This window comes from Streptomyces sp. NPDC051567 (genome assembly GCF_044454165.1).
Classification (GTDB): domain Bacteria; phylum Actinomycetota; class Actinomycetes; order Streptomycetales; family Streptomycetaceae; genus Streptomyces.
This window is the reverse complement of the sequence record NZ_JBITDK010000009.1, coordinates 15159-34235: the sequence shown is the minus strand read 5'-3', so window position 1 is coordinate 34235 and position 19077 is coordinate 15159. Positions and strand designations below refer to the sequence as shown.

The following is a 19077-nucleotide window of genomic DNA, read 5'->3' as shown; positions in this document are numbered from 1 at the left end:
CCTTCTTGGTAGTTCGGGTGCGGATGCCACTGCGCGGAGCCGTTGCCCGCCCCGCCCCTCGCCGGCCCGGAGGACGGCGAGGGGCGGGGGAGGGGCGGGGCCGCGCAGTGGACCGTGTTACTTGGCCGCGGCCTTCCTGGCCGGCTTCGCGGCCGGAGCCTTGGCCGCCCCGGCCCCGGCCTGCCCGGCCGGAGCCTGCTTGGCGGCAGCCGCTCCCGCAGCCGCGGGAGCCTTGGCCGTCTCCGCCGGCGCGGGCGCCGCCGCAGCGGTGGCCGCCAGCTTCGCCACGCCGAACTTCAGCGAAGCCTCGTACGTGTTGTCCGGGTCCAGCCGGCGCAGCTCCTCCGCCAGCAGCTCGGCCGTGTCACGGCGCTTGAGCGCCACCGCGCGGTCGGGCTGCCCCGGCATGCACAGCGTGGCCAGCGAGCCGTCCGCGCGGTCCAGGACGATCGCGCCGTCCTTGGTCTCCAGGCGTACGGCCGTCAGACCCGGGCCCGACGACAGGGTGCGCTGGACGGGGACGCCGAGCCGGTCCGCGAGCCACATGGCCAGCAGCTCGCAGCTCGGGTTGTCGTCCTCGCCCTCGACGGTCACCGTGCCGACCGACAGGGTCTGCTGGTCCAGCGCCGCCGCCAGCATGGAACGCCACGGGGTGATCCGGGTCCAGGACAGGTCGGTGTCCCCGGGTGCGTAGGCCGCGGCCCGCGCCCCGAGGGCCCCGATCGGGTCCTCGCAGGAGTACGTGTCCGTGATCCGGCGCTGGCCCAGCGAACCCAGCGGGTCGCCCGCCAGGTCCGACGGAGCGCCCTCGGGCCACCAGACGACCACGGGGGCGTCCGGCAGGAGAAGCGGGAGAACCACCGACTGGGCGTGGTCGACCAGTTCGCCGTGGAGGCGGAGCACCACCGTCTCGCCGGTGCCGGAGTCCGCCCCGACGCGGATCTCCGCGTCGAGACGGGCGCCCTGGCGGCTGCGCGGCGAGCGGCTGACCCGCTTGATGACGACGACGATCCGCGAGGGGTGTTCGTGGGACGCGTCGTTCGCCGACTTGAGCGCGTCGTACGCGTTCTCCTCGTCGGTCACGATCACCAGCGTGAGGACCATGCCGATGGCCGGCGTGCCGATGTCCCGGCGTGCCTGCACCAACGCGGCGTTGATCTTGCTGGAGTTGGTCTCCGTAAGGTCGATCTTCATGGCCGGCGCCAGCTCCGTCCGTCTCGTGCGAGCATCTCGTCCGCCTCGACCGGACCCCAGGTGCCCGCCGGGTACTGCGCGGGCTTGCCGTGCTTGTCCCAGTACTCCTCGATCGGGTCGAGGATGTTCCAGGACAGCTCGACCTCCTGGTGACGCGGGAAGAGGTTCGCGTCGCCGAGGAGCACGTCGAGGATGAGCCGCTCGTACGCCTCGGGGCTCGACTCCGTGAAGGACTCGCCGTAGGCGAAGTCCATCGTGACGTCCCGGACCTCCATGGAGGTGCCCGGAACCTTCGAGCCGAAGCGGACCGTCACGCCCTCGTCCGGCTGGACCCGGATGACCAGGGCGTTCTGCCCCAGCTCCTCGGTCGCGCCCGACTCGAACGGGAGGTACGGGGCCCGCTTGAAGACCACCGCGATCTCGGTCACCCGGCGGCCCAGGCGCTTGCCGGTCCGCAGGTAGAACGGGACGCCCGCCCAGCGGCGGTTGTTGATCTCCAGACGGATGGCCGCGTAGGTGTCGGTCTTCGACCTGGGGTCGATGCCGTCCTCTTCGAGGTACCCGACGACCTTCTCGCCGCCCTGCCACGCCGCCGAGTACTGGCCGCGCACGGTGTGCTTGCCCAGGTCGTCGGGGAGCTCCACGGCGGTCAGCACCTTGAGCTTCTCGGCCACCAGCGCCTTGGGGTGGAAGGAGCCGGGCTCCTCCATCGCCGTCAGCGCGAGGAGCTGGAGCAGGTGGTTCTGGATGACGTCACGGGCCGCGCCGATGCCGTCGTAGTACCCGGCCCGGCCGCCGATGCCGATGTCCTCGGCCATGGTGATCTGCACGTGGTCGACGTACGACCGGTTCCAGATCGGCTCGAACATCGTGTTGGCGAAGCGGAGCGCCAGGATGTTCTGGACGGTCTCCTTGCCCAGGTAGTGGTCGATCCGGAAGACCTCGTTGGGCGGGAAGACGTCGTGCACGAGCTGGTTGAGCTCCTGCGCACTGGTCAGGTCGTGCCCGAACGGCTTCTCGATGACCGCGCGGCGCCAGGAGCCCTCCTTCTGGTCCGCCAGCCCGTGCTTCTTGAGCTGGGCGACGACCTTGGGGAAGAACTTCGGCGGGACGGACAGGTAGAAGGCGAAGTTGCCGCCCGTGCCCTGCGCCTTGTCGAGCTCCTCGATCGTCGCCTTCAGCGTCTCGAACGCCTGGTCGTCGTCGAAGTCGCCCTGGACGAAGCGGCAGCCCTGCACCAGCTGCTGCCACACCTCCTCGCGGAAGGGGGTGCGGGCGTGTTCCTTGACCGCGTCGTGGACCTCCTTCGCGAAGTCCTCGTCCTGCCACTCGCGCCGGGCGAACCCGATCAGCGAGAAGCCCGGCGGGAGCAGACCGCGATTGGCCAGGTCGTAGACGGCGGGCATCAGCTTCTTGCGCGACAGGTCACCCGTGACGCCGAAAATGACCAGGCCGGACGGCCCCGCGATACGCGGGAGCCGACGGTCCTGTGCGTCACGAAGCGGGTTCGCCCCGTTTACCGACAAATTACTCAGTCCTCCGCGGGGGCAAGGCGCTCAAGCTCCGCCTCGGTCGACTTCAGCAGGTCGTTCCAGGACGCCGCGAACTTCTCGACGCCTTCGTCCTCCAGCAGCTGCACCACATCGTCGTACGAGATGCCCTGCTCCGCGACCGCAGCGAGCTCGGCGCGCGCCTGCTCGTAGGTGCCGCGCACGGTGTCACCCGTGATCTGCCCGTGGTCGGCGGTGGCCTCCAGGGTGGCCTCCGGCATGGTGTTGACCGTGTTCGGGGCGACCAGGTCGTCCACGTACAGGGTGTCCTTGTAGGCCGGGTCCTTGACGCCGGTCGAGGCCCACAGCGGACGCTGCTTGTTGGCGCCCAGGCGCTCCAGCGCGGTCCAGCGGTCGGAGGAGAAGACCTCCTCGTACGCCTCGTAGGCCAGCCGGGCGTTGGCGAGCGCCGCCTTGCCCTTGAGGGCCTTGGCCGCGTCGGTGCCGACGGCGTCCAGGCGCTTGTCGATCTCGCTGTCCACGCGGGAGACGAAGAAGGAGGCGACCGAGTGGATCAGGGAGAGGTCGAGACCGGCGGCCTTCGCCTCCTCCAGACCCGTCAGGTACGCGTCCATCACCCCGCGGTAGCGCTCCAGCGAGAAGATCAGCGTGACGTTGACGCTGATGCCCTTGCCGATGACCGCGGCGATCGCGGGCAGACCGGCCTTGGTCGCCGGGATCTTGATGAGCGTGTTCGGGCGGTCCACCAGCCAGGCGAGCTGCTTGGCCTCGGCGACCGTCGCCACCGTCTCGTGGGCCAGGCGCGGGTCGACCTCGATCGACACGCGGCCGTCCTGGCCGTCGGTGCGGTCGTGGACCGGGCGCAGGATGTCGGCGGCGTCACGGACGTCCGCCGTCGTGATCATGCGCAGGGCCTCGTCCACGGTGACCTTGCGGGCCGCGAGGTCGGTGAGCTGCTGCTCGTACCCCTCGCCGCCGCTGATGGCCTTCTGGAAGATGGCCGGGTTGGTGGTGACACCGACCACGTGCGACTGGTCGATGAGCTCGGCCAGGTTGCCGGACGTGATGCGCTTGCGGGACAGGTCGTCCAGCCAGATCGCCACGCCCTCGTCGGAAAGGCGCTTGAGTGCGTCTGTCATGGGAATTGCATCTCCTACTGGTTCTGGTACCGGCGTCAGCGCGCGGCGGCGGCGAGGGATTCCTTGGCGGCTGCGGTCACGGCTTCGGCGGTCAGGCCGAACTCGCGGTACAGCACGGCGCCGTCGGCGGAGGCACCGAAGTGCTCCAGCGACACGATCCTGCCCGCGTCGCCGACGTAACGGTGCCAGGTCAGGCCGATGCCCGCCTCGACCGCGACTCGCGCCGTGACCGAGGGGGGCAGGACGCTGTCCTTGTACTCCTGGTCCTGCTCCTCGAACCACTCGACGGACGGCATCGAGACCACACGGGCCGCGACGCCCTCGGCCTGGAGCGCCTCGCGCGCGGCGACGGCGAGCTGGACCTCGGAGCCGGTGCCGATGAGGACGACCTCGGGGGCCGTGTCCTGCCCGTCGGGGCCCGTGGCCTCGAACAGCACGTAGCCGCCCTTGGCCGCGTTCTCGTCGCGCTCGTAGGTCGGCACGCCCTGGCGGGTCAGCGCCAGGCCGTGCGGGGCGCCCTTGCCGAAGACCTTGGTGTGGCGCCTGAGGATCTCGCGCCAGGCGATGGCGGTCTCGTTGGCGTCGGCCGGGCGGACCACGTTCAGGCCCGGGATGGCGCGCAGCGAGGCGACGTGCTCGACGGGCTGGTGGGTGGGGCCGTCCTCGCCGAGGCCGATGGAGTCGTGCGTCCACACGTAGGTGACCGGCACGTGCATCAGCGCGGAGAGGCGGACGGCGTTGCGCATGTAGTCGGAGAACACCAGGAAGGTGCCGCCGTAGATGCGGGTGTGGCCGTGCAGGGCGATGCCGTTCATGGCCGCGGCCATGGAGTGCTCGCGGATGCCGAAGTGGACGGTGCGGCCGTACGGGTCGGCCCCCGGCAGCGGGTTGCCCACCGGCAGGAACGAGGAGTTCTTGTCGATGGTGGTGTTGTTGGAGCCGGCCAGGTCGGCCGAGCCGCCCCACAGCTCCGGGATGACGGCGCCGAGCGCTTCGAGGACCTTGCCGGAGGCGGCGCGGGTGGCGACGGACTTGCCGGTCTCGAAGGCGGGGATCTTCTCCTCCCAGCCCTCGGGCAGCTCGTTCGCGTCGATGCGGTCGAACTCGGCCGCGCGCTCCGGGTTGGCGGTGCGCCAGGCGGAGAACTCCTTCTCCCAGGCGGCCTTGGCCTCACGGCCCCGGTCGAGCGCCTTGCGGGTGTGCGCGATGACCTCGCCGGAGACCTCGAAGGTCTGCTCCGGGTCGAAACCGAGGACGCGCTTGGTGGCCGCGATCTCGGCGTCGCCGAGGGCCGAGCCGTGCGAGGCCTCGGTGCCCTGGGCGTGCGGCGCGGGCCAGGCGATGATCGAGCGGGCCGCGATGAAGGACGGGCGCCCGGTCTCGGCCCTGGCGGCCTGGAGGGCGGCGAAGAGCGCCTTCGGGTCGAGGTCGCCGTTCTCCTGCTGCGCGACGCGCTGGACGTGCCAGCCGTACGCCTCGTAGCGGGCGAGGGTGTCCTCGGAGACGGCCGTCTCGGTGTCGCCCTCGATGGAGATGTGGTTGTCGTCCCACAGGAGCACCAGGTTGCCGAGCTTCTGGTGACCGGCCAGGGAGGACGCCTCGGCGGAGATGCCCTCCTGGAGGCAGCCGTCGCCGGCGATCGCGTAGATCATGTGGTCGAACGGGGAGGTGCCCGGGGCGGCCTCCGGGTCGAACAGGCCACGCTCGTAGCGGGCGGCCATGGCCATGCCGACCGCGTTGGCGACGCCCTGGCCCAGCGGGCCGGTGGTCGTCTCGACGCCGGCGGTGTGGCCGTACTCCGGGTGACCGGGGGTCTTGGAACCCCAGGTGCGGAACGCCTTGAGGTCGTCCAGTTCGAGCCCGAATCCAGCGAGGTACAGCTGGGTGTAGAGGGTGAGGGACGAATGCCCGGCGGAAAGCACGAAGCGGTCCCGGCCGACCCACTCGGGGTCCGCGGGGTCGTGACGCATCACCTTCTGGAAGAGGGTGTACGCGGCGGGGGCCAGGCTCATCGCCGTACCGGGGTGGCCGTTTCCGACCTTCTGTACCGCGTCAGCAGCCAGGATGCGGGCGGTGTCGACGGCCCGCTGGTCCAGTTCGGTCCACACGAGCTCTGTGGTGGTCGGCTTGGTGCTCACCGTTTGTCAGGGCTCCTCTCCACATATCTGTTCCCGGTGACGAACGGTGCACCGGCGCGATTCCGAGCCTACCCCCGCCGGGGCGTGCGGCTATTCGAGTGCCCGCAGTCCGTCACTACGTCGCCGGACCGCGTTCACCTGCCCGCACGCACCCGGTCCGGCCGCCGTCACGGGCCCCGGGCGGCCCGGCCCGGGTGCCCGATCCGATCGGCCCAACACGAGCCGACCCCCGCGCGGGGCGATGTCAGGGCAACGTCTACAGTGGCGTGGTACGCGCAAGCCTTTACCGGACCTTCATGTCGTGAGGGCCGAGTCGGAGCTTGCTGGATTCTCTCTCAGGGGTGTGCGTGACGGCCGTCGAATCCCGTCCAGCGGGCGGGGGCACCTCCCGTGCCCGCAGGGCCACGGGGGAACTCGGGACGAGCCCCGGTCGCCGGCCGTTCGGGGCCCGGTTCATGGCTTTCGTGGCGCTGACCAAGCCGCGGATCATCGAGCTTCTGCTCATCACGACCGTGCCGGTGATGTTCCTCGCGGAACAGGGCGTGCCGTCCCTGTGGCTGGTTCTCGCGACCTGCTTCGGCGGCTACCTCTCCGCGGGCGGCGCCAACGCGCTGAACATGTACATCGACCGCGACATCGACGCGCTGATGGACCGCACGTCCCAGCGCCCGCTGGTGACCGGCATGGTCAGCCCGCGCGAGTGCCTCGCCTTCGGCATCACCCTCGGGGTGGTCTCCACCCTCTTCTTCGGGCTGCTGATCAACTGGCTCTCGGCGGCGCTCTCGCTCGGCGCGCTCCTCTTCTACGTCGTGGTCTACACGATGCTGCTGAAGCGGCGCACCTCCCAGAACATCGTCTGGGGCGGCATCGCGGGCTGCATGCCGGTGCTGATCGGCTGGTCGGCGGTGAAGAACGAGGTCTCCTGGGCCGCGGTCATCCTCTTCCTCGTCATCTTCTTCTGGACGCCGCCGCACTACTGGCCGCTGTCGATGAAGGTGAAGGACGACTACGCGCGGGTCGGCGTGCCGATGCTCCCCGTGGTGGCCGGCAACAAGGTCGTGGCCCGCCAGATCGTCGTCTACAGCTGGGTGATGGTGGCGGTCTCGCTGCTGCTGACCCCGCTGGGGTACACCGGCTGGTTCTACACCTCGGTCGCGCTGCTCGCGGGCGGCTGGTGGCTGTGGGAGGCGCACGCGCTGCACACCCGGGCCAAGTCGGACGTGACGGGTCCGAAGCTCAAGGAGATGCGGCTGTTCCACTGGTCCATCACCTACGTGTCGCTGCTCTTCGTGGCCGTGGCCGTCGACCCCTTCCTCCGCTGACCCGCTCCCTCCGACACCTCCCGGCTCCCTTCCTCCACTGATTACTCGCCGGTAGCATGCCGTTCATGGCAGACACCGCAGAGACCGCAGGCGCGGCGGGCACCGCAGGCGCCGCGGACAGGAAGCAGGACCGCAGGGCGGCCCGGCTGGCCCGCCGGATCGGCGCGTTCGCCGGACGCCACGGCGGCGCCGAGGGCCACCTCGCCCACATCGGCCGGGCCGGCACCCGGATCGTGCTCGTCGGTACGGACGGCGGCTGGGGCGACCTGGTCGCCCCGGACCACGCGGTGGCCGTACTGGCCGCCGGCAAGGCCGGACTGACCCTCCACGAGGAGCTCGACGGCGAGCTGGCCGCGCGGATGCGCACCGGGCCGTACGAGTGGACCCGGATGGCGGGCATCCAGCTCGGCGGCCCCGCCAACCCGGCCGACCCGGCCACCCCCGTCGATCCGGCGGCCTGACCCCTCCCGCACCGCCCCGGTCAACACCTCGGACGCCGTGTCACCCGGTGTCTCCGGCAGACGCCCCGGCTCTCAGGCCGCGGAGCACGTGAACCCCGCGCACCTGTTCAGGGCGCGGGGTTTTTCGCCGCCCGGGGGTGGGGCGCCCGGCTCCGACCACCGCCCGGGGTTCCCCGTACACGGCCCCTGGCCGCGAACGACACCGCCCGCCACGGCCAGGGGCCGGGCGGGCGGTACGGGGCCGGGGGCCGGGCGGTCAGGCCACGGAGAGCGGGGCGCTGTCCCGGGCCGGGAGCTCCGGCTGCTCCGCCGGGCGCTCGCGCAGGCTCAGCGCCACCCGCAGGACCGCGATCCACACCAGGCAGGAGCCCAGCATGTGGGCGCCGACCAGCAGTTCGGGCAGATCGCTGAAGAACTGGACGTAGCCGATGACGCCCTGCGCCAGCAGCACGACCAGCAGGTCGCGGGAGCGGGCCAGGGTGTCGGCGGGGGCGTCCGCGACCCGCAGCAGCAGCCACATCGCCACGGCGAGCGCGCACACCACCCAGGCGGCGACGGCGTGCACGTGCGCGGTGGTGGCCCAGTCGAAGGGCATCCGCGCGATCTCGCTGCTGTCACCGGCGTGCGGACCGGAACCCGTCACCACCGTGCCCGCCGCGATCAGCACGGAGGTGGCCGTCAGCAGCGTCCACGACAGCTTGCGCACCGGGCCGGGCACGCGCGGCCGGGGCGCGTGGTCACCCTCACGGGTGCGCTGCCAGGTGACGGTGGCGACGGTGATCAGCGCGGTCGCGAGCAGGAAGTGCCCGGCGACGCTGTACGGGTTGAGCCCCGTCATGACGGTGATGCCGCCGAGCACGGCGTTGGCCGTCACGATGACGAACTGGAGCCAGCCCAGCCGGGTCAGCGACCGGCGCCACGGCTCGGCCGAGCGCGCCGCGACGATGATCCAGCCGACGGCCGCGCAGAGCACGTACGTCAGCAGCCGGTTGCCGAACTCGATGGCGCCGTGGAGGCCCTGGGCGGGCGTCGCGATCAGACTGTCGTCGGTGCACTTGGGCCAGGTGTCGCAGCCGAGGCCGGAACCGGTCAGCCGTACCGCGCCGCCGGTGACGACGATGACCACGCTCATGAGGAGCGCGGCGGACGCGGCCCGCCGGACGGTCCGGGCGGACGGGGTCCAGCGGCTGGCGATGAAGGCGAGAGGGGTCAACACGGCCACCATCGTAGGCGGCGCCTTGTGCAAAGTTTCACGAGGGGGTCCCGGCGGGTGCGTCGGGCCCGGCGAACAGCCGGTACGCGGCCCCCGCCGGGTCGCCCTCCTCGTGCCACCAGAGCCGGATGCGCCAGGAGCCGCCCTCGCCGGGGCAGTCGGCGCGGGCCCTGAACGCGCGCACCACCCCGGCGGCCACCTCCTCGGCCGTCCGGTCGCGCACCTCGGCCGTGTCGCGCCAGGGCCGGTCCAGCGCCTTCCACAGCCCGTCGGGGGTCCGTACGTCGATCCGCCAGACCGCGAGCCAGGGGGTGACCTCCAGCATGGTGGCGACCTGTCCGGCGCCGAGGCCGAGCCGGGCGGCGATCACGGACCCGTCCGCCCCCCGGACGCGGGCGGCCACCACGGCCTGGGGCAGCAGCGGTTCGGGCAGCAGCCCCCGGGCGCGCAGGCTCACCAGGGAGTCGAAGGACAGGAAGCGCAGCCGCAGCCCGAGCTGGCGGCCGAGGTGGTCCAGGGCCTCCCCGGCCTCCTGGGCCTCCTCGGCGCCGGGGGCCGAGAACAGCAGCCGGCGGAAGTCCTCCTGCGCGTCCACCGCCCAGGCCACCGCCTCCTCGGCGGCGCCCAGCTCGGCGAGCCGGTCCCCGAGGAAGACCTTGGCCTGGGCGAGACCGCGCCGGTTGACCGGGTCCTCCTGGTCCAGCCCGGACCACACCTCGACCGCCGTGCGGGTCAGGTCGCGGGCCCGCTCGCCGGCGGCGCGCTCCATGGCCGTGGGACCCTCGGAGCCGGCCGCGCCCAGCGGATGCCTCGGCAGCCGGTCGCCGTCACTCAGCGGCCAGGCCAGCCACACCCCGTGGTTGATCAGCCCGCGCGCGTACCAGCGGGCGAACTCGGCGGAGTACGGGGCCGCCCGCCCGGAGCTGCGCAGCGACTCCTCGATCGCGCCGAGCGCCGAGGCACGGTCCCCCTCGGCGAAGCGCAGCGCGGCCCGGTCGGCCAGCCGCAGCCCCAGCAGGGCGGTGCGGCCGGGATCGTCCGGCTGGGCGCGTAGGGCGGCGATCAGCTCGTCCAGCAGCCGTTCGCGCTCCTCGGGCGCCACCTCCACGGCCCCCGACCGGACCAGCACCCACCGCTCGTCGAGCCCCGAAACGGCCTCTCGCTCCGCCATGTCCGCCCCCGGCTTCGTGGTCTGCGTCCCTCACGGGTGGGGACGTCCGTCGTCGCGCCACGGCGGAGCCGGGCGGAAGGCTTCCTCTCCGGCGGTTCATTCCCAGCGGAAGAACCGCGCGGCGGCGCCCAGGCCCAGGACGGCCCAGGCCGTCAGGACGGCGGCGTCCGCCCAGGGCAGCGCGCCCCCGTGCTGGAGCACCTCGCGCAGCCCCTCGGACAGGGCCGCGATGGGCAGCAGGCCCAGGACCTCCTGGACCGCTTCCGGGAACTTCTCCAGCGGCACGATCACCCCGCCGCCGACCAGCAGCAGCAGGAAGACCAGGTTCGCGGCGGCCAGGGTCAGCTCGGCCTTGAGCGTGCCCGCCATCAGCAGCCCGAGCCCGGAGAACGCGGCGGTGCCCAGCAGGATCAGCGCGGCGGCCGAGAGCGGGTTCCCCTGCGGGGACCAGCCCAGCGCGAAGGCGATCGCGGTGAGCAGGGCGATCTGGAGCACCTCGGTGACCAGCACCGACAGGGTCTTGGCGGCCATCAGCGCCCACCGCGGCAGCGGGGAGGCCCCGAGCCGCTTGAGGACCCCGTAGCGGCGGTCGAAGCCGGTGGCGATGGCCTGGCCGGTGAAGGCGGTGGACATCACGGCGAGCGCCAGGACGCCGGGCGCGAGGAAATCCACGGACTTCCCGCCGCCGCCCTCCTGGACGGGCACGGTGATGATGTCCACCGAGGAGAACAGGACCAGCAGCAGCGCCGGGATGACCACGGTCAGCAGCAGCTGCTCCCCGTTGCGCAGCAGCATCCGGGTCTCCAGCGCCGTCTGCGCGAGGATCATGCGGGAGACGGGGGCAGCCCCGGGGGCGGGGGTGAACGTACCGGCGCTCATCCGCGCAGCTCCTTGCCGGTCGGCTCCGGGCTGTGTCCTTCCGGGGGGCGGCCCCCGGGCCCCCGGCGGGTGCCGGTTGCGTACGTGGTCATCCGCGCAACTCCTTGCCGGTCAGCTCCGGGCTGTGTCCTTCCGGGGGGCGACCCCCGGGCCCCCGGCGGGTGCCGGTTCCGTACGTGGTCATCCGCGCAGCTCCTTGCCGGTCAGCTCCAGGCTGTGTCCTTCCGGGGGGGCGACCCCCGGGCCCCCGGCGGGTGCCGGTTCCGTACGTGGTCATCCGCGCAGCTCCTTGCCGGTCAGCTCCAGGAACACGTCCTCCAGGGTGTGCCGCTCCACGGAGAGGCTGTCGGGCATCACGCCGTGCTGCGCGCACCAGGAGGCGACGGTGGCCAGCAGCCTCGGGTGGACGTCCCCGGAGACCCGGTAGACGCCCGGGGTGAGTTCGGCGGCCCCGGTGCCGTCGGGCAGCGCCTTCAGCAGGGAGGCGAGGTCGAGGGAGGGGCGGCCGGTGAAGCGCAGCGTGTTCTCGGCGCCGCCCCGGCACAGTTCCTCGGGGGTGCCGTGGGCGATGACCCGGCCCGCGTCCACGATGGCGACCTCGTCCGCGAGCTGCTCGGCCTCGTCCATGTGGTGGGTGGTGAGGACGACGGACACCCCGTCGGCGCGCAGTTCCCGTACGAGTTCCCAGGTCGCCCGGCGGGCCTGGGGGTCCAGGCCGGCGGTGGGTTCGTCCAGGAAGACCAGCTCGGGGCGGCCGACCACGGCCATGGCCAGGGCCAGGCGCTGCTGCTGGCCGCCGGAGAGCCGGCGGTAGGGGGTCCGGCCGCAGCCGCCGAGGCCGAGGCGTTCCACCAGGGTGTCCACGTCGAGCGGGGCGGCGTGGAGGGCGGCCATGTGGCGGAGCATCTCGACGGCGCGCGCGCCGGAGTAGACCCCGCCGGACTGGAGCATCACGCCGATGCGGGGGCGCAGCGCCGCGGCCTGGGCGAAGGGGTCGAGGCCGAGGACGCGGACGGTGCCCGCGTCGGGGCGGCGGTAGCCCTCGCAGGTCTCCACCGTGGTCGTCTTGCCCGCGCCGTTGGGGCCGAGGACCGCGGTGACCGAGGCCCTGCGGACGGTGAGGTCCAGGCCGTCCACCGCCGGCGGGTCCGGGACTGGGCGGTACCGTTTCACCAGTCCGCGGATCTCCACGGCGGGGTCGTTGCTCATGCGGGTGAGTCTACGGAGCGGCGGGAGGGTCCTTGGGCCCGGCCCCGGGGGTCACGGGTCCACCCGTTTCGTGACTTTCCCGGGCGGGGACGGGCGGGCGGCGGGCCTAGCGTCGAGGGGTGGACACCATCGCGCAGAACGTCGAAGCCACCTCGGGGCAGGCCGGGCGCAAGGCCCACGAGCTCCGGCACCCGCCGCGCTACCTCGTCTCGGCGATGCTCGCGGGTGCCTACATCGGGGTCGGCGAGGTGCTGCTGCTGGCCGGGATCTCGCCGTTCGTGGCGGAGGGCTCGGCGGCGACGGCGCTGCTGGAGGGCGCGGTCTTCCCGATCGCGCTGACGATCGTGATGTTCGCGGGTGCCCAGCTCTTCACGAGCAATGTGATGGTCATGCTGGTCGGCGCGCTCTCCGGCCGGACCGGGGTGCGGGACCTGGTCCTGTCCTGGACGTTGTCGCTGGTCGGCAACCTGGCCGGGGCCTTCTCCTTCGGGGCGATGGCGCACGCCTCGGGGGTGACCTCCTCGCCCTCCGCGCGGGCCATGCTCGCGGAGATGGTCCGGGGGAAGACGGCGCTGGACGGCGGCCAGCTCTTCTGGCGGGCGGTCCTGTGCAACATGCTCGTCTGCCTGGCCGTCTGGATGTTCACCCGGGCCCGCGGGGACGTCGCCAGGATCATCGTGCTCTGGCTGCCGGTGGCGGTGTTCGTGGCCGTCGGATTCGAGCACTGTGTGGCGAACATGGCTCTTTTCAGCCTGGCGATCCTGGACGGTTCGGCCGGTTTCGGTGAGCTTTTCCGGAATCTGATGTTCACCGTGCCGGGCAACATCGTGGGCGGAGGTCTGCTGGTGGGAGCCGTGTACTGGTTCCTCGGAGGGGCTCGTCACGAGGGGAGGGCCCTGCCCCGGAGGTGACTCTGCGTCGACAACTAAGGTAACCCTTAGTGATAGAGGCCACCAGGAGTGGCCTCCGTCACGGCTTGTCGGGGCGCCTCTAATTACGCAACAATGGCGTTGTGAAATACAGCGAACGGCAGACCGAGACCCCCCAGGGGGAGCTCGTGACCGGGGAGCGGTCCACCCGCGACCGGGTCGCGCGGTCCATCCTGGACCACGGTCCGTCCACCGTCGCCGACCTCGCCCAGCGCCTCGGCCTCACCCAGGCCGCCGTCCGCCGCCACCTCGACGCGCTCGTCGCCGACGATGTGATCGCCGCCCGCGAGCAGCGCGTCTACGGTGCCCGCACCCGGGGCCGGCCCGCCAAGGTGTTCGCGCTCACGGCCTGCGGCCGGGACGCCTTCGACCAGTCCTACGACCTGCTCGCCGCGGAGGCCCTGCGCTGGATCGCGCACTCCGCGGGCGGCGGGAAACAGGGCGAGGCGGCCGTCGCCGCCTTCGCCAGGGCCCGGCTGGAGGCACAGGCGGAGACCTACCGGGACTCCGTCGAGGCCGCCGCCCCCGAGGAGCGCACCGAGGCCCTGGCCAAGGCGTTGACCAGGGACGGGTACGCTGCTACGGCGAAGAGCGCTCCCGGTCCGCACAGCGGTGAACAGCTCTGCCAGCACCACTGCCCGGTCGCCCACGTCGCCGAGCAGTTCCCGCAGCTGTGCGAGGCGGAGACCGAGGTCTTCTCCCGCCTGCTCGGGACGCATGTGCAGCGCCTCGCCACGATCGCCCACGGCGACGGGGTGTGCACCACGTTCATTCCGCGCAGCGCGAGCGCCCCACAGACCGACACATCAGTATCTGCAAGTACGGCCGGGAGGAACCCCGCATGACCACGGAGACTGCTCACCCTGAGCTCGATGGCCTGGGCACCTACGAATACGGCTGGGCCGACTCCGACGCGGCCGGCTCCGCCGCCAAGCGGGGTCTGTCCGAGGAAGTCGTCCGCGACATCTCGGCGAAGAAGTCCGAGCCGGAGTGGATGCTGAACCTCCGCCTCAAGGGGCTGAAGCTCTTCGGCAAGAAGCCCATGCCGAACTGGGGCTCCGACCTCTCGGGCATCGACTTCGACAACATCAAGTACTTCGTCCGCTCCACCGAGAAGCAGGCCGCTTCGTGGGAGGACCTGCCGGAGGACATCAAGAACACGTACGACAGGCTCGGCATCCCCGAGGCGGAGAAGCAGCGCCTCGTCGCCGGTGTCGCGGCCCAGTACGAGTCCGAGGTCGTCTACCACCAGATCCGCGAGGACCTGGAGGAGCAGGGCGTCATCTTCCTCGACACGGACACCGCGCTCAAGGAGCACCCGGAGCTCTTCCAGGAGTACTTCGGCACGGTCATCCCGGTCGGCGACAACAAGTTCGCCTCGCTGAACACCGCGGTGTGGTCCGGCGGCTCGTTCATCTACGTGCCCAAGGGCGTCAAGGTCGACATCCCGCTCCAGGCCTACTTCCGTATCAACACGGAGAACATGGGCCAGTTCGAGCGGACGCTGATCATCGTCGACGAGGACGCCTACGTCCACTACGTCGAGGGCTGCACCGCCCCGATCTACTCCTCGGACTCGCTGCACAGCGCCGTGGTCGAGATCATCGTCAAGAAGGGTGGCCGCTGCCGTTACACGACCATCCAGAACTGGTCGAACAACGTCTACAACCTGGTCACCAAGCGCGCCGTGGCGTACGAGGGCGCGACCATGGAGTGGATCGACGGCAACATCGGCTCCAAGGTCACCATGAAGTACCCGGCCGTCTACCTGATGGGCGAGCACGCCAAGGGCGAGACCCTGTCCATCGCCTTCGCGGGCGAGGGCCAGCACCAGGACGCCGGCTCCAAGATGGTGCACATGGCGCCGAACACCTCCTCGAACATCGTCTCCAAGTCGGTGGCGCGCGGCGGCGGCCGGACCTCCTACCGGGGCCTGGTCGAGATCGGCGAGGGCGCCCACGGCTCGAAGTCCAACGTGCTGTGCGACGCGCTCCTGGTCGACACCATCTCCCGCTCGGACACCTACCCCTACGTGGACGTCCGCGAGGACGACGTGTCCATGGGTCACGAGGCGACCGTCTCCAAGGTCTCCGACGACCAGCTCTTCTACCTGATGAGCCGCGGCCTGACCGAGTTCGAGGCCATGGCCATGATCGTGCGCGGCTTCGTCGAGCCGATCGCGCGCGAGCTGCCGATGGAGTACGCGCTGGAGCTGAACCGGCTGATCGAGCTGCAGATGGAGGGCTCGGTCGGCTGACCCCGGCCGTCCCCCCACCAGCTCCACGGTCCGCGTCCCCAGCGGGCCGGGGACCGCAACGAAGAAAGTGAGCAAGACGACAGCCATGGCTGAGGCTCAGAATATCCCGGCGGGTTCGACCACCGCCGGCTCGATCGCGGTGGCCGCCGAGTCCACCGTCGCCACCCGGATGAGCGCGCCCCCGTCCTTCGACGTGGCCGACTTCCCGGTCCCGCACGGCCGCGAGGAGGAGTGGCGGTTCACCCCGCTCGCCCGCCTCCGCGGTCTGCACGACGGCACCGCGGTCGCCGACGGCACCATGAAGGCCCAGATCGACGCGCCCGAGGGCGTCACCGTCGAATCCGTGGGCCGCGAAGACGCGCGCATCGGCAAGGCCGGCACCCCGGTGGACCGGATCGCCGCCCAGGCGTTCTCGTCCTTCGAGAAGGCCACGGTCGTCACCGTGGCCAAGGAAGCCGTCCTGACCGAACCGGTCCGCGTCTCGCTGCACGGCGAGGGCGGCACCACCTTCGGTCACACCGTCTTCGACGTGCAGCCCTTCGCCGAGGCCGTCATCGTCATCGACCACACCGGTGACGCCGTGCGCGCCGCCAACGTCGACTTCCTGGTCGGCGACGGCGCCAAGCTCACCGTCGTCTCCGTGCAGGACTGGGACGACAACGCCGTCCACTGCTCCCAGCACAACGTGCTGGTCGGCCGCGACGCCACCTTCAAGTCGGTCGTCGTCACCTTCGGCGGCGACGTCGTCCGCCTGCACCCGCGCGTGAACTACGCCGGCCCCGGCGGCGAGGCCCAGCTCTTCGGCCTGTACTTCACCGACGCCGGCCAGCACCAGGAGCACCGCCTCCTGGTCGACCACGTCGCCCCGCACTGCACCTCGAACGTGGTCTACAAGGGCGCGCTCCAGGGCGAGGGCGCCCACGCGGTCTGGATCGGTGACGTCCTCATCGAGAAGACCGCCGAGGGCACCGACACCTACGAGATGAACCGCAACCTCGTCCTGACGGACGGCGCGCGGGTCGACTCGGTGCCGAACCTGGAGATCGAGACCGGCGAGATCGTCGGCGCCGGCCACGCCTCCGCCACCGGCCGTTTCGACGACGAGCAGCTCTTCTACCTCCAGGCCCGCGGCATCCCGGCCGACGAGGCCCGCCGTCTGGTCGTGCGCGGCTTCTTCGCCGAGCTCGTCCAGCAGATCGGTGTCCCGGACATCGAGGAGCGCCTGCTCGCCAGGATCGAGACCGAGCTCCAGGCGTCCGTCTGATGACCTACGTCAAGGTGTGCGCGCTGAGCGAGCTGGAGGAGGACACCCCCAAGCGGGTGGAACTCGACGGCACGCCGGTGTCCATCGTGTCCACCGAGGGGGAGGTGTTCGCGATCAACGACATCTGCTCGCACGCGAACGTCTCGCTCTCGGAGGGCGAGGTCGAGGACTGCATGATCGAGTGCTGGCTGCACGGGTCGTCCTTCGACCTGCGCACCGGCAAGCCGTCCGGTCTGCCCGCGACGCGCCCCGTACCCGTATACCCCGTAAAGATCGAAGGGGACGATGTACTCGTCTCCCTCACCCAGGAGTCCTGAGGTATCCATGGCAACGCTTGAAATCCACGACCTGCACGTCTCCGTCGAGACGGGCGACTCGGCGAATGGCGCCCGCGAGATCCTCAAGGGCGTCGACCTCACCGTCAAGCAGGGTGAGACGCACGCCATCATGGGTCCGAACGGCTCCGGCAAGTCCACCCTGGCGTACTCGCTGGCCGGACACCCGAAGTACACCATCACCGGTGGCACCGTGACCCTCGACGGCGAAGACGTCCTGGAGATGTCCGTCGACGAGCGCGCCCGCGCCGGTGTCTTCCTCGCCATGCAGTACCCGGTCGAGGTCCCCGGTGTCTCGGTCTCCAACTTCCTGCGCACCTCGGCCACCGCCATGCGCGGCGAGGCGCCGAAGCTGCGTACCTGGGTGAAGGAGGTCCGGTCCGCGATGGAGCAGCTCCAGATGGACCCGGCCTTCGCCGAGCGTAACGTCAACGAGGGCTTCTCCGGCGGCGAGAAGAAGCGCCACGAGATCCTCCAGCTGGAGCTTCTCAAGCCGAAGATCGCGATCCTCGACGAGACCGACTCCGGCCTCGACGTCGACGCCCTGCGCATCGTCTCGGAAGGCGTCAACCGCGTCCGCGAGTCCGGTGAGGTCGGCACCCTGCTGATCACCCACTACACGCGCATCCTGCGCTACATCAAGCCCGACTTCGTTCACGTGTTCGCGAACGGCCGCATCGCCGAGTCCGGCGGCGCCGAGCTCGCCGACCAGCTGGAAGCCGAGGGTTACGACAAGTACGTGAAGGGTGGCGCTACCGCGTGACGCAGCTGCCCGGCCTCCTCGACACCGAGGCGATCCGCAAGGACTTCCCCCTGCTGGATCGTGTGGTCCACGACGGGAAGAAGATCGTTTACCTGGACAACGCGGCGACCTCGCAGAAGCCCCGCCAGGTCCTCGACGCGCTGAACGAGTACTACGAGCAGCACAACGCCAACGTCCACCGCGGCGTGCACGTGCTCGCCGAGGAGGCCACGGCGCTGTACGAGGGCGCTCGCGACAAGGTCGCCGCCTTCATCAACGCACCGAGCCGCGACGAGGTGATCTTCACGAAGAACGCCTCGGAGTCGCTCAACCTGGTCGCGAACATGCTCGGCTGGGCCGAGGAGCCCTACCGGGTCGACCGTGACACCGAGATCGTCATCACGGAGATGGAGCACCACTCCAACATCGTGCCGTGGCAGCTGCTCTCGCAGCGCACGGGCGCGAAGCTGAAGTGGTTCGGCCTCACCGACGACGGCCGGCTCGACCTGTCCGACATCGACGAGGTCATCACGGAGAAGACGAAGATCGTCTCCTTCACGCTGGTCTCCAACATCATGGGCACGGTCAACCCGGTCGACGCGATCGTCCGGCGCGCGCAGGAGGTCGGCGCGCTGGTGCTGATCGACGCCTCGCAGGCCGCCCCGCACATGCCGCTGGACGTGCAGGCCCTCGGCGCCGACTTCGTGGCCTTCACCGGCCACAAGATGTGCGCCCCGACCGGCATCGGCGTCCTCTGGGGCCGCCAGGAGCTGCTGGAGGACCTGCCTCCGTTCCTCGGTGGCGGCGAGATGATCGAGACCGTGTCGATGCACTCGTCCACCTACGCCCCGGCGCCCCACAAGTTCGAGGCCGGTACGCCCCCGATCGCCCAGGCCGTCGGCCTCGGCGCGGCCGTGGACTACCTGACCGCGATCGGCATGGACAAGATCGCCGCACACGAGCACGCGATCACCGAGTACGCGGTCAAGCGCCTCCTGGAGGTGCCCGGCCTGCGGATCATCGGCCCCACCACGGCCGAGGACCGCGGCGCGGCGATCTCGTTCACGCTCGGTGACATCCACCCGCACGACGTCGGCCAGGTACTGGACGAACTGGGCATCGCCGTCCGGGTGGGCCACCACTGCGCCCGGCCGGTCTGCCTGCGGTACGGAATTCCGGCGACGACGCGGGCGTCTTTCTATCTGTACTCCACTCCGGGCGAGGTCGACGCGCTCGTCGACGGGCTGGAACACGTACGGAACTTCTTCCGCTGATGACGGCGGCGAAGAGGACGACGAGGGCGACGAGGACGC

Annotated in this window: 17 protein-coding genes; 9 read left to right on the top strand and 8 right to left on the bottom strand. The window is 71.1% G+C overall.

The features are described from left to right. Positions 1-117: 117 nt before the first annotated feature. From opcA to tkt, 4 genes are read right to left on the bottom strand one after another with little or no spacing between them, the layout of a single operon-like run. On the bottom strand, positions 118-1194 hold the full coding sequence (gene opcA / locus ACIA5F_RS12925; RefSeq protein ID WP_399352041.1) for a glucose-6-phosphate dehydrogenase assembly protein OpcA: 1077 nt from the start codon (positions 1192-1194) through the stop codon (positions 118-120). After that, positions 1191-2720 carry a glucose-6-phosphate dehydrogenase gene (zwf, locus tag ACIA5F_RS12920; protein WP_399352039.1) on the bottom strand — a complete coding sequence of 510 codons (1530 nt, stop codon included), beginning with the start codon at positions 2718-2720 and terminating at the stop codon, positions 1191-1193. The genes opcA and zwf overlap by 4 nt, the downstream gene beginning before the upstream one ends. A gap of 5 nt (positions 2721-2725) precedes the next feature. Then, positions 2726-3844, bottom strand: coding sequence for a transaldolase (gene tal, locus ACIA5F_RS12915; protein WP_399352037.1), 1119 nt, complete (start codon positions 3842-3844; stop codon positions 2726-2728). A 35-nt stretch (positions 3845-3879) separates the two neighbouring features. Next, positions 3880-5982 (bottom strand): transketolase, encoded by a 2103-nt coding sequence (tkt, locus tag ACIA5F_RS12910; RefSeq protein WP_399352035.1) that lies wholly within the window; start codon positions 5980-5982, stop codon positions 3880-3882. 347 nt (positions 5983-6329) lie between these two features. Between tkt and ACIA5F_RS12905 the strand changes: the two genes are divergently transcribed. Next, complete coding sequence (locus ACIA5F_RS12905; RefSeq protein ID WP_399352033.1) at positions 6330-7304, top strand: heme o synthase; 975 nt, start codon at positions 6330-6332, stop codon at positions 7302-7304. A 65-nt stretch (positions 7305-7369) separates the two neighbouring features. Continuing rightward, complete coding sequence (locus ACIA5F_RS12900; protein ID WP_399352032.1) at positions 7370-7765, top strand: hypothetical protein; 396 nt, start codon at positions 7370-7372, stop codon at positions 7763-7765. Positions 7766-8021: 256 nt separating this feature from the next. Here the strand turns inward: ACIA5F_RS12900 and ACIA5F_RS12895 are convergent, their stop codons facing one another. The 4 genes from ACIA5F_RS12895 to ACIA5F_RS12880 all read right to left on the bottom strand — a co-directional run bounded on the left by ACIA5F_RS12895 (position 8022) and on the right by ACIA5F_RS12880 (position 12237). Then, positions 8022-8990 (bottom strand): heme A synthase, encoded by a 969-nt coding sequence (locus ACIA5F_RS12895; RefSeq protein ID WP_399352030.1) that lies wholly within the window; start codon positions 8988-8990, stop codon positions 8022-8024. A gap of 25 nt (positions 8991-9015) precedes the next feature. Beyond that, positions 9016-10149, bottom strand: a complete 1134-nt coding sequence (locus ACIA5F_RS12890; RefSeq protein WP_399352028.1) for a hypothetical protein — start codon at positions 10147-10149, stop codon at positions 9016-9018. A gap of 96 nt (positions 10150-10245) precedes the next feature. Next, positions 10246-11028, bottom strand: coding sequence for an ABC transporter permease (locus ACIA5F_RS12885; RefSeq protein WP_399352026.1), 783 nt, complete (start codon positions 11026-11028; stop codon positions 10246-10248). A gap of 273 nt (positions 11029-11301) precedes the next feature. Continuing rightward, positions 11302-12237 (bottom strand): ABC transporter ATP-binding protein, encoded by a 936-nt coding sequence (locus ACIA5F_RS12880; RefSeq protein WP_399352024.1) that lies wholly within the window; start codon positions 12235-12237, stop codon positions 11302-11304. Positions 12238-12356: 119 nt separating this feature from the next. On the opposite strand from ACIA5F_RS12880, the gene ACIA5F_RS12875 reads away from it, so the two are divergent. The 7 genes from ACIA5F_RS12875 (at position 12357) to ACIA5F_RS12845 (ending at position 19038) form a co-directional block, all read left to right on the top strand. Beyond that, complete coding sequence (locus ACIA5F_RS12875; protein WP_399352022.1) at positions 12357-13148, top strand: formate/nitrite transporter family protein; 792 nt, start codon at positions 12357-12359, stop codon at positions 13146-13148. Between the two features lie 101 nt (positions 13149-13249). Then, positions 13250-14011, top strand: a complete 762-nt coding sequence (locus ACIA5F_RS12870) for a helix-turn-helix transcriptional regulator (RefSeq protein WP_399352020.1) — start codon at positions 13250-13252, stop codon at positions 14009-14011. After that, positions 14008-15423, top strand: coding sequence for a Fe-S cluster assembly protein SufB (gene sufB / locus ACIA5F_RS12865; protein ID WP_399352018.1), 1416 nt, complete (start codon positions 14008-14010; stop codon positions 15421-15423). Before ACIA5F_RS12870 ends, sufB begins: the two co-directional genes overlap by 4 nt. Positions 15424-15508: 85 nt before the next feature. Continuing rightward, positions 15509-16687: a Fe-S cluster assembly protein SufD gene (gene sufD, locus ACIA5F_RS12860; RefSeq protein ID WP_399352016.1), complete on the top strand. Its 1179-nt coding sequence runs from the start codon at positions 15509-15511 to the stop codon at positions 16685-16687. Next, the gene (locus tag ACIA5F_RS12855) at positions 16687-17004 is read left to right on the top strand and encodes a bifunctional 3-phenylpropionate/cinnamic acid dioxygenase ferredoxin subunit (protein ID WP_399352014.1); all 318 of its coding nucleotides are present in this window, start codon (positions 16687-16689) and stop codon (positions 17002-17004) included. Before sufD ends, ACIA5F_RS12855 begins: the two co-directional genes overlap by 1 nt. 7 nt (positions 17005-17011) lie before the next feature. Beyond that, on the top strand, positions 17012-17785 hold the full coding sequence (gene sufC / locus ACIA5F_RS12850) for a Fe-S cluster assembly ATPase SufC (RefSeq protein WP_399352012.1): 774 nt from the start codon (positions 17012-17014) through the stop codon (positions 17783-17785). Continuing rightward, positions 17782-19038 carry a cysteine desulfurase gene (locus tag ACIA5F_RS12845; protein WP_399352011.1) on the top strand — a complete coding sequence of 419 codons (1257 nt, stop codon included), beginning with the start codon at positions 17782-17784 and terminating at the stop codon, positions 19036-19038. Before sufC ends, ACIA5F_RS12845 begins: the two co-directional genes overlap by 4 nt. Positions 19039-19077 lie beyond the last annotated feature (39 nt).

What these genes read in the sequence shown, in the direction of transcription:
- opcA (WP_399352041.1), bottom strand. Translation starts at nt 1,194, where the DNA reads ATGAAGATCGACCTTACGGAGACCAACTCCAGCAAGATCAACGCCGCG.
- ACIA5F_RS12900 (WP_399352032.1), top strand. Translation starts at nt 7,370, where the DNA reads ATGGCAGACACCGCAGAGACCGCAGGCGCGGCGGGCACCGCAGGCGCC.
- ACIA5F_RS12880 (WP_399352024.1), bottom strand. Translation starts at nt 12,237, where the DNA reads ATGAGCAACGACCCCGCCGTGGAGATCCGCGGACTGGTGAAACGGTAC.
- sufC (WP_399352012.1), top strand. Translation starts at nt 17,012, where the DNA reads ATGGCAACGCTTGAAATCCACGACCTGCACGTCTCCGTCGAGACGGGC.
- ACIA5F_RS12895 (WP_399352030.1), bottom strand. Translation starts at nt 8,990, where the DNA reads ATGGTGGCCGTGTTGACCCCTCTCGCCTTCATCGCCAGCCGCTGGACC.
- ACIA5F_RS12885 (WP_399352026.1), bottom strand. Translation starts at nt 11,028, where the DNA reads ATGAGCGCCGGTACGTTCACCCCCGCCCCCGGGGCTGCCCCCGTCTCC.
- ACIA5F_RS12855 (WP_399352014.1), top strand. Translation starts at nt 16,687, where the DNA reads ATGACCTACGTCAAGGTGTGCGCGCTGAGCGAGCTGGAGGAGGACACC.
- sufB (WP_399352018.1), top strand. Translation starts at nt 14,008, where the DNA reads ATGACCACGGAGACTGCTCACCCTGAGCTCGATGGCCTGGGCACCTAC.
- sufD (WP_399352016.1), top strand. Translation starts at nt 15,509, where the DNA reads ATGGCTGAGGCTCAGAATATCCCGGCGGGTTCGACCACCGCCGGCTCG.
- ACIA5F_RS12890 (WP_399352028.1), bottom strand. Translation starts at nt 10,149, where the DNA reads ATGGCGGAGCGAGAGGCCGTTTCGGGGCTCGACGAGCGGTGGGTGCTG.
- tal (WP_399352037.1), bottom strand. Translation starts at nt 3,844, where the DNA reads ATGACAGACGCACTCAAGCGCCTTTCCGACGAGGGCGTGGCGATCTGG.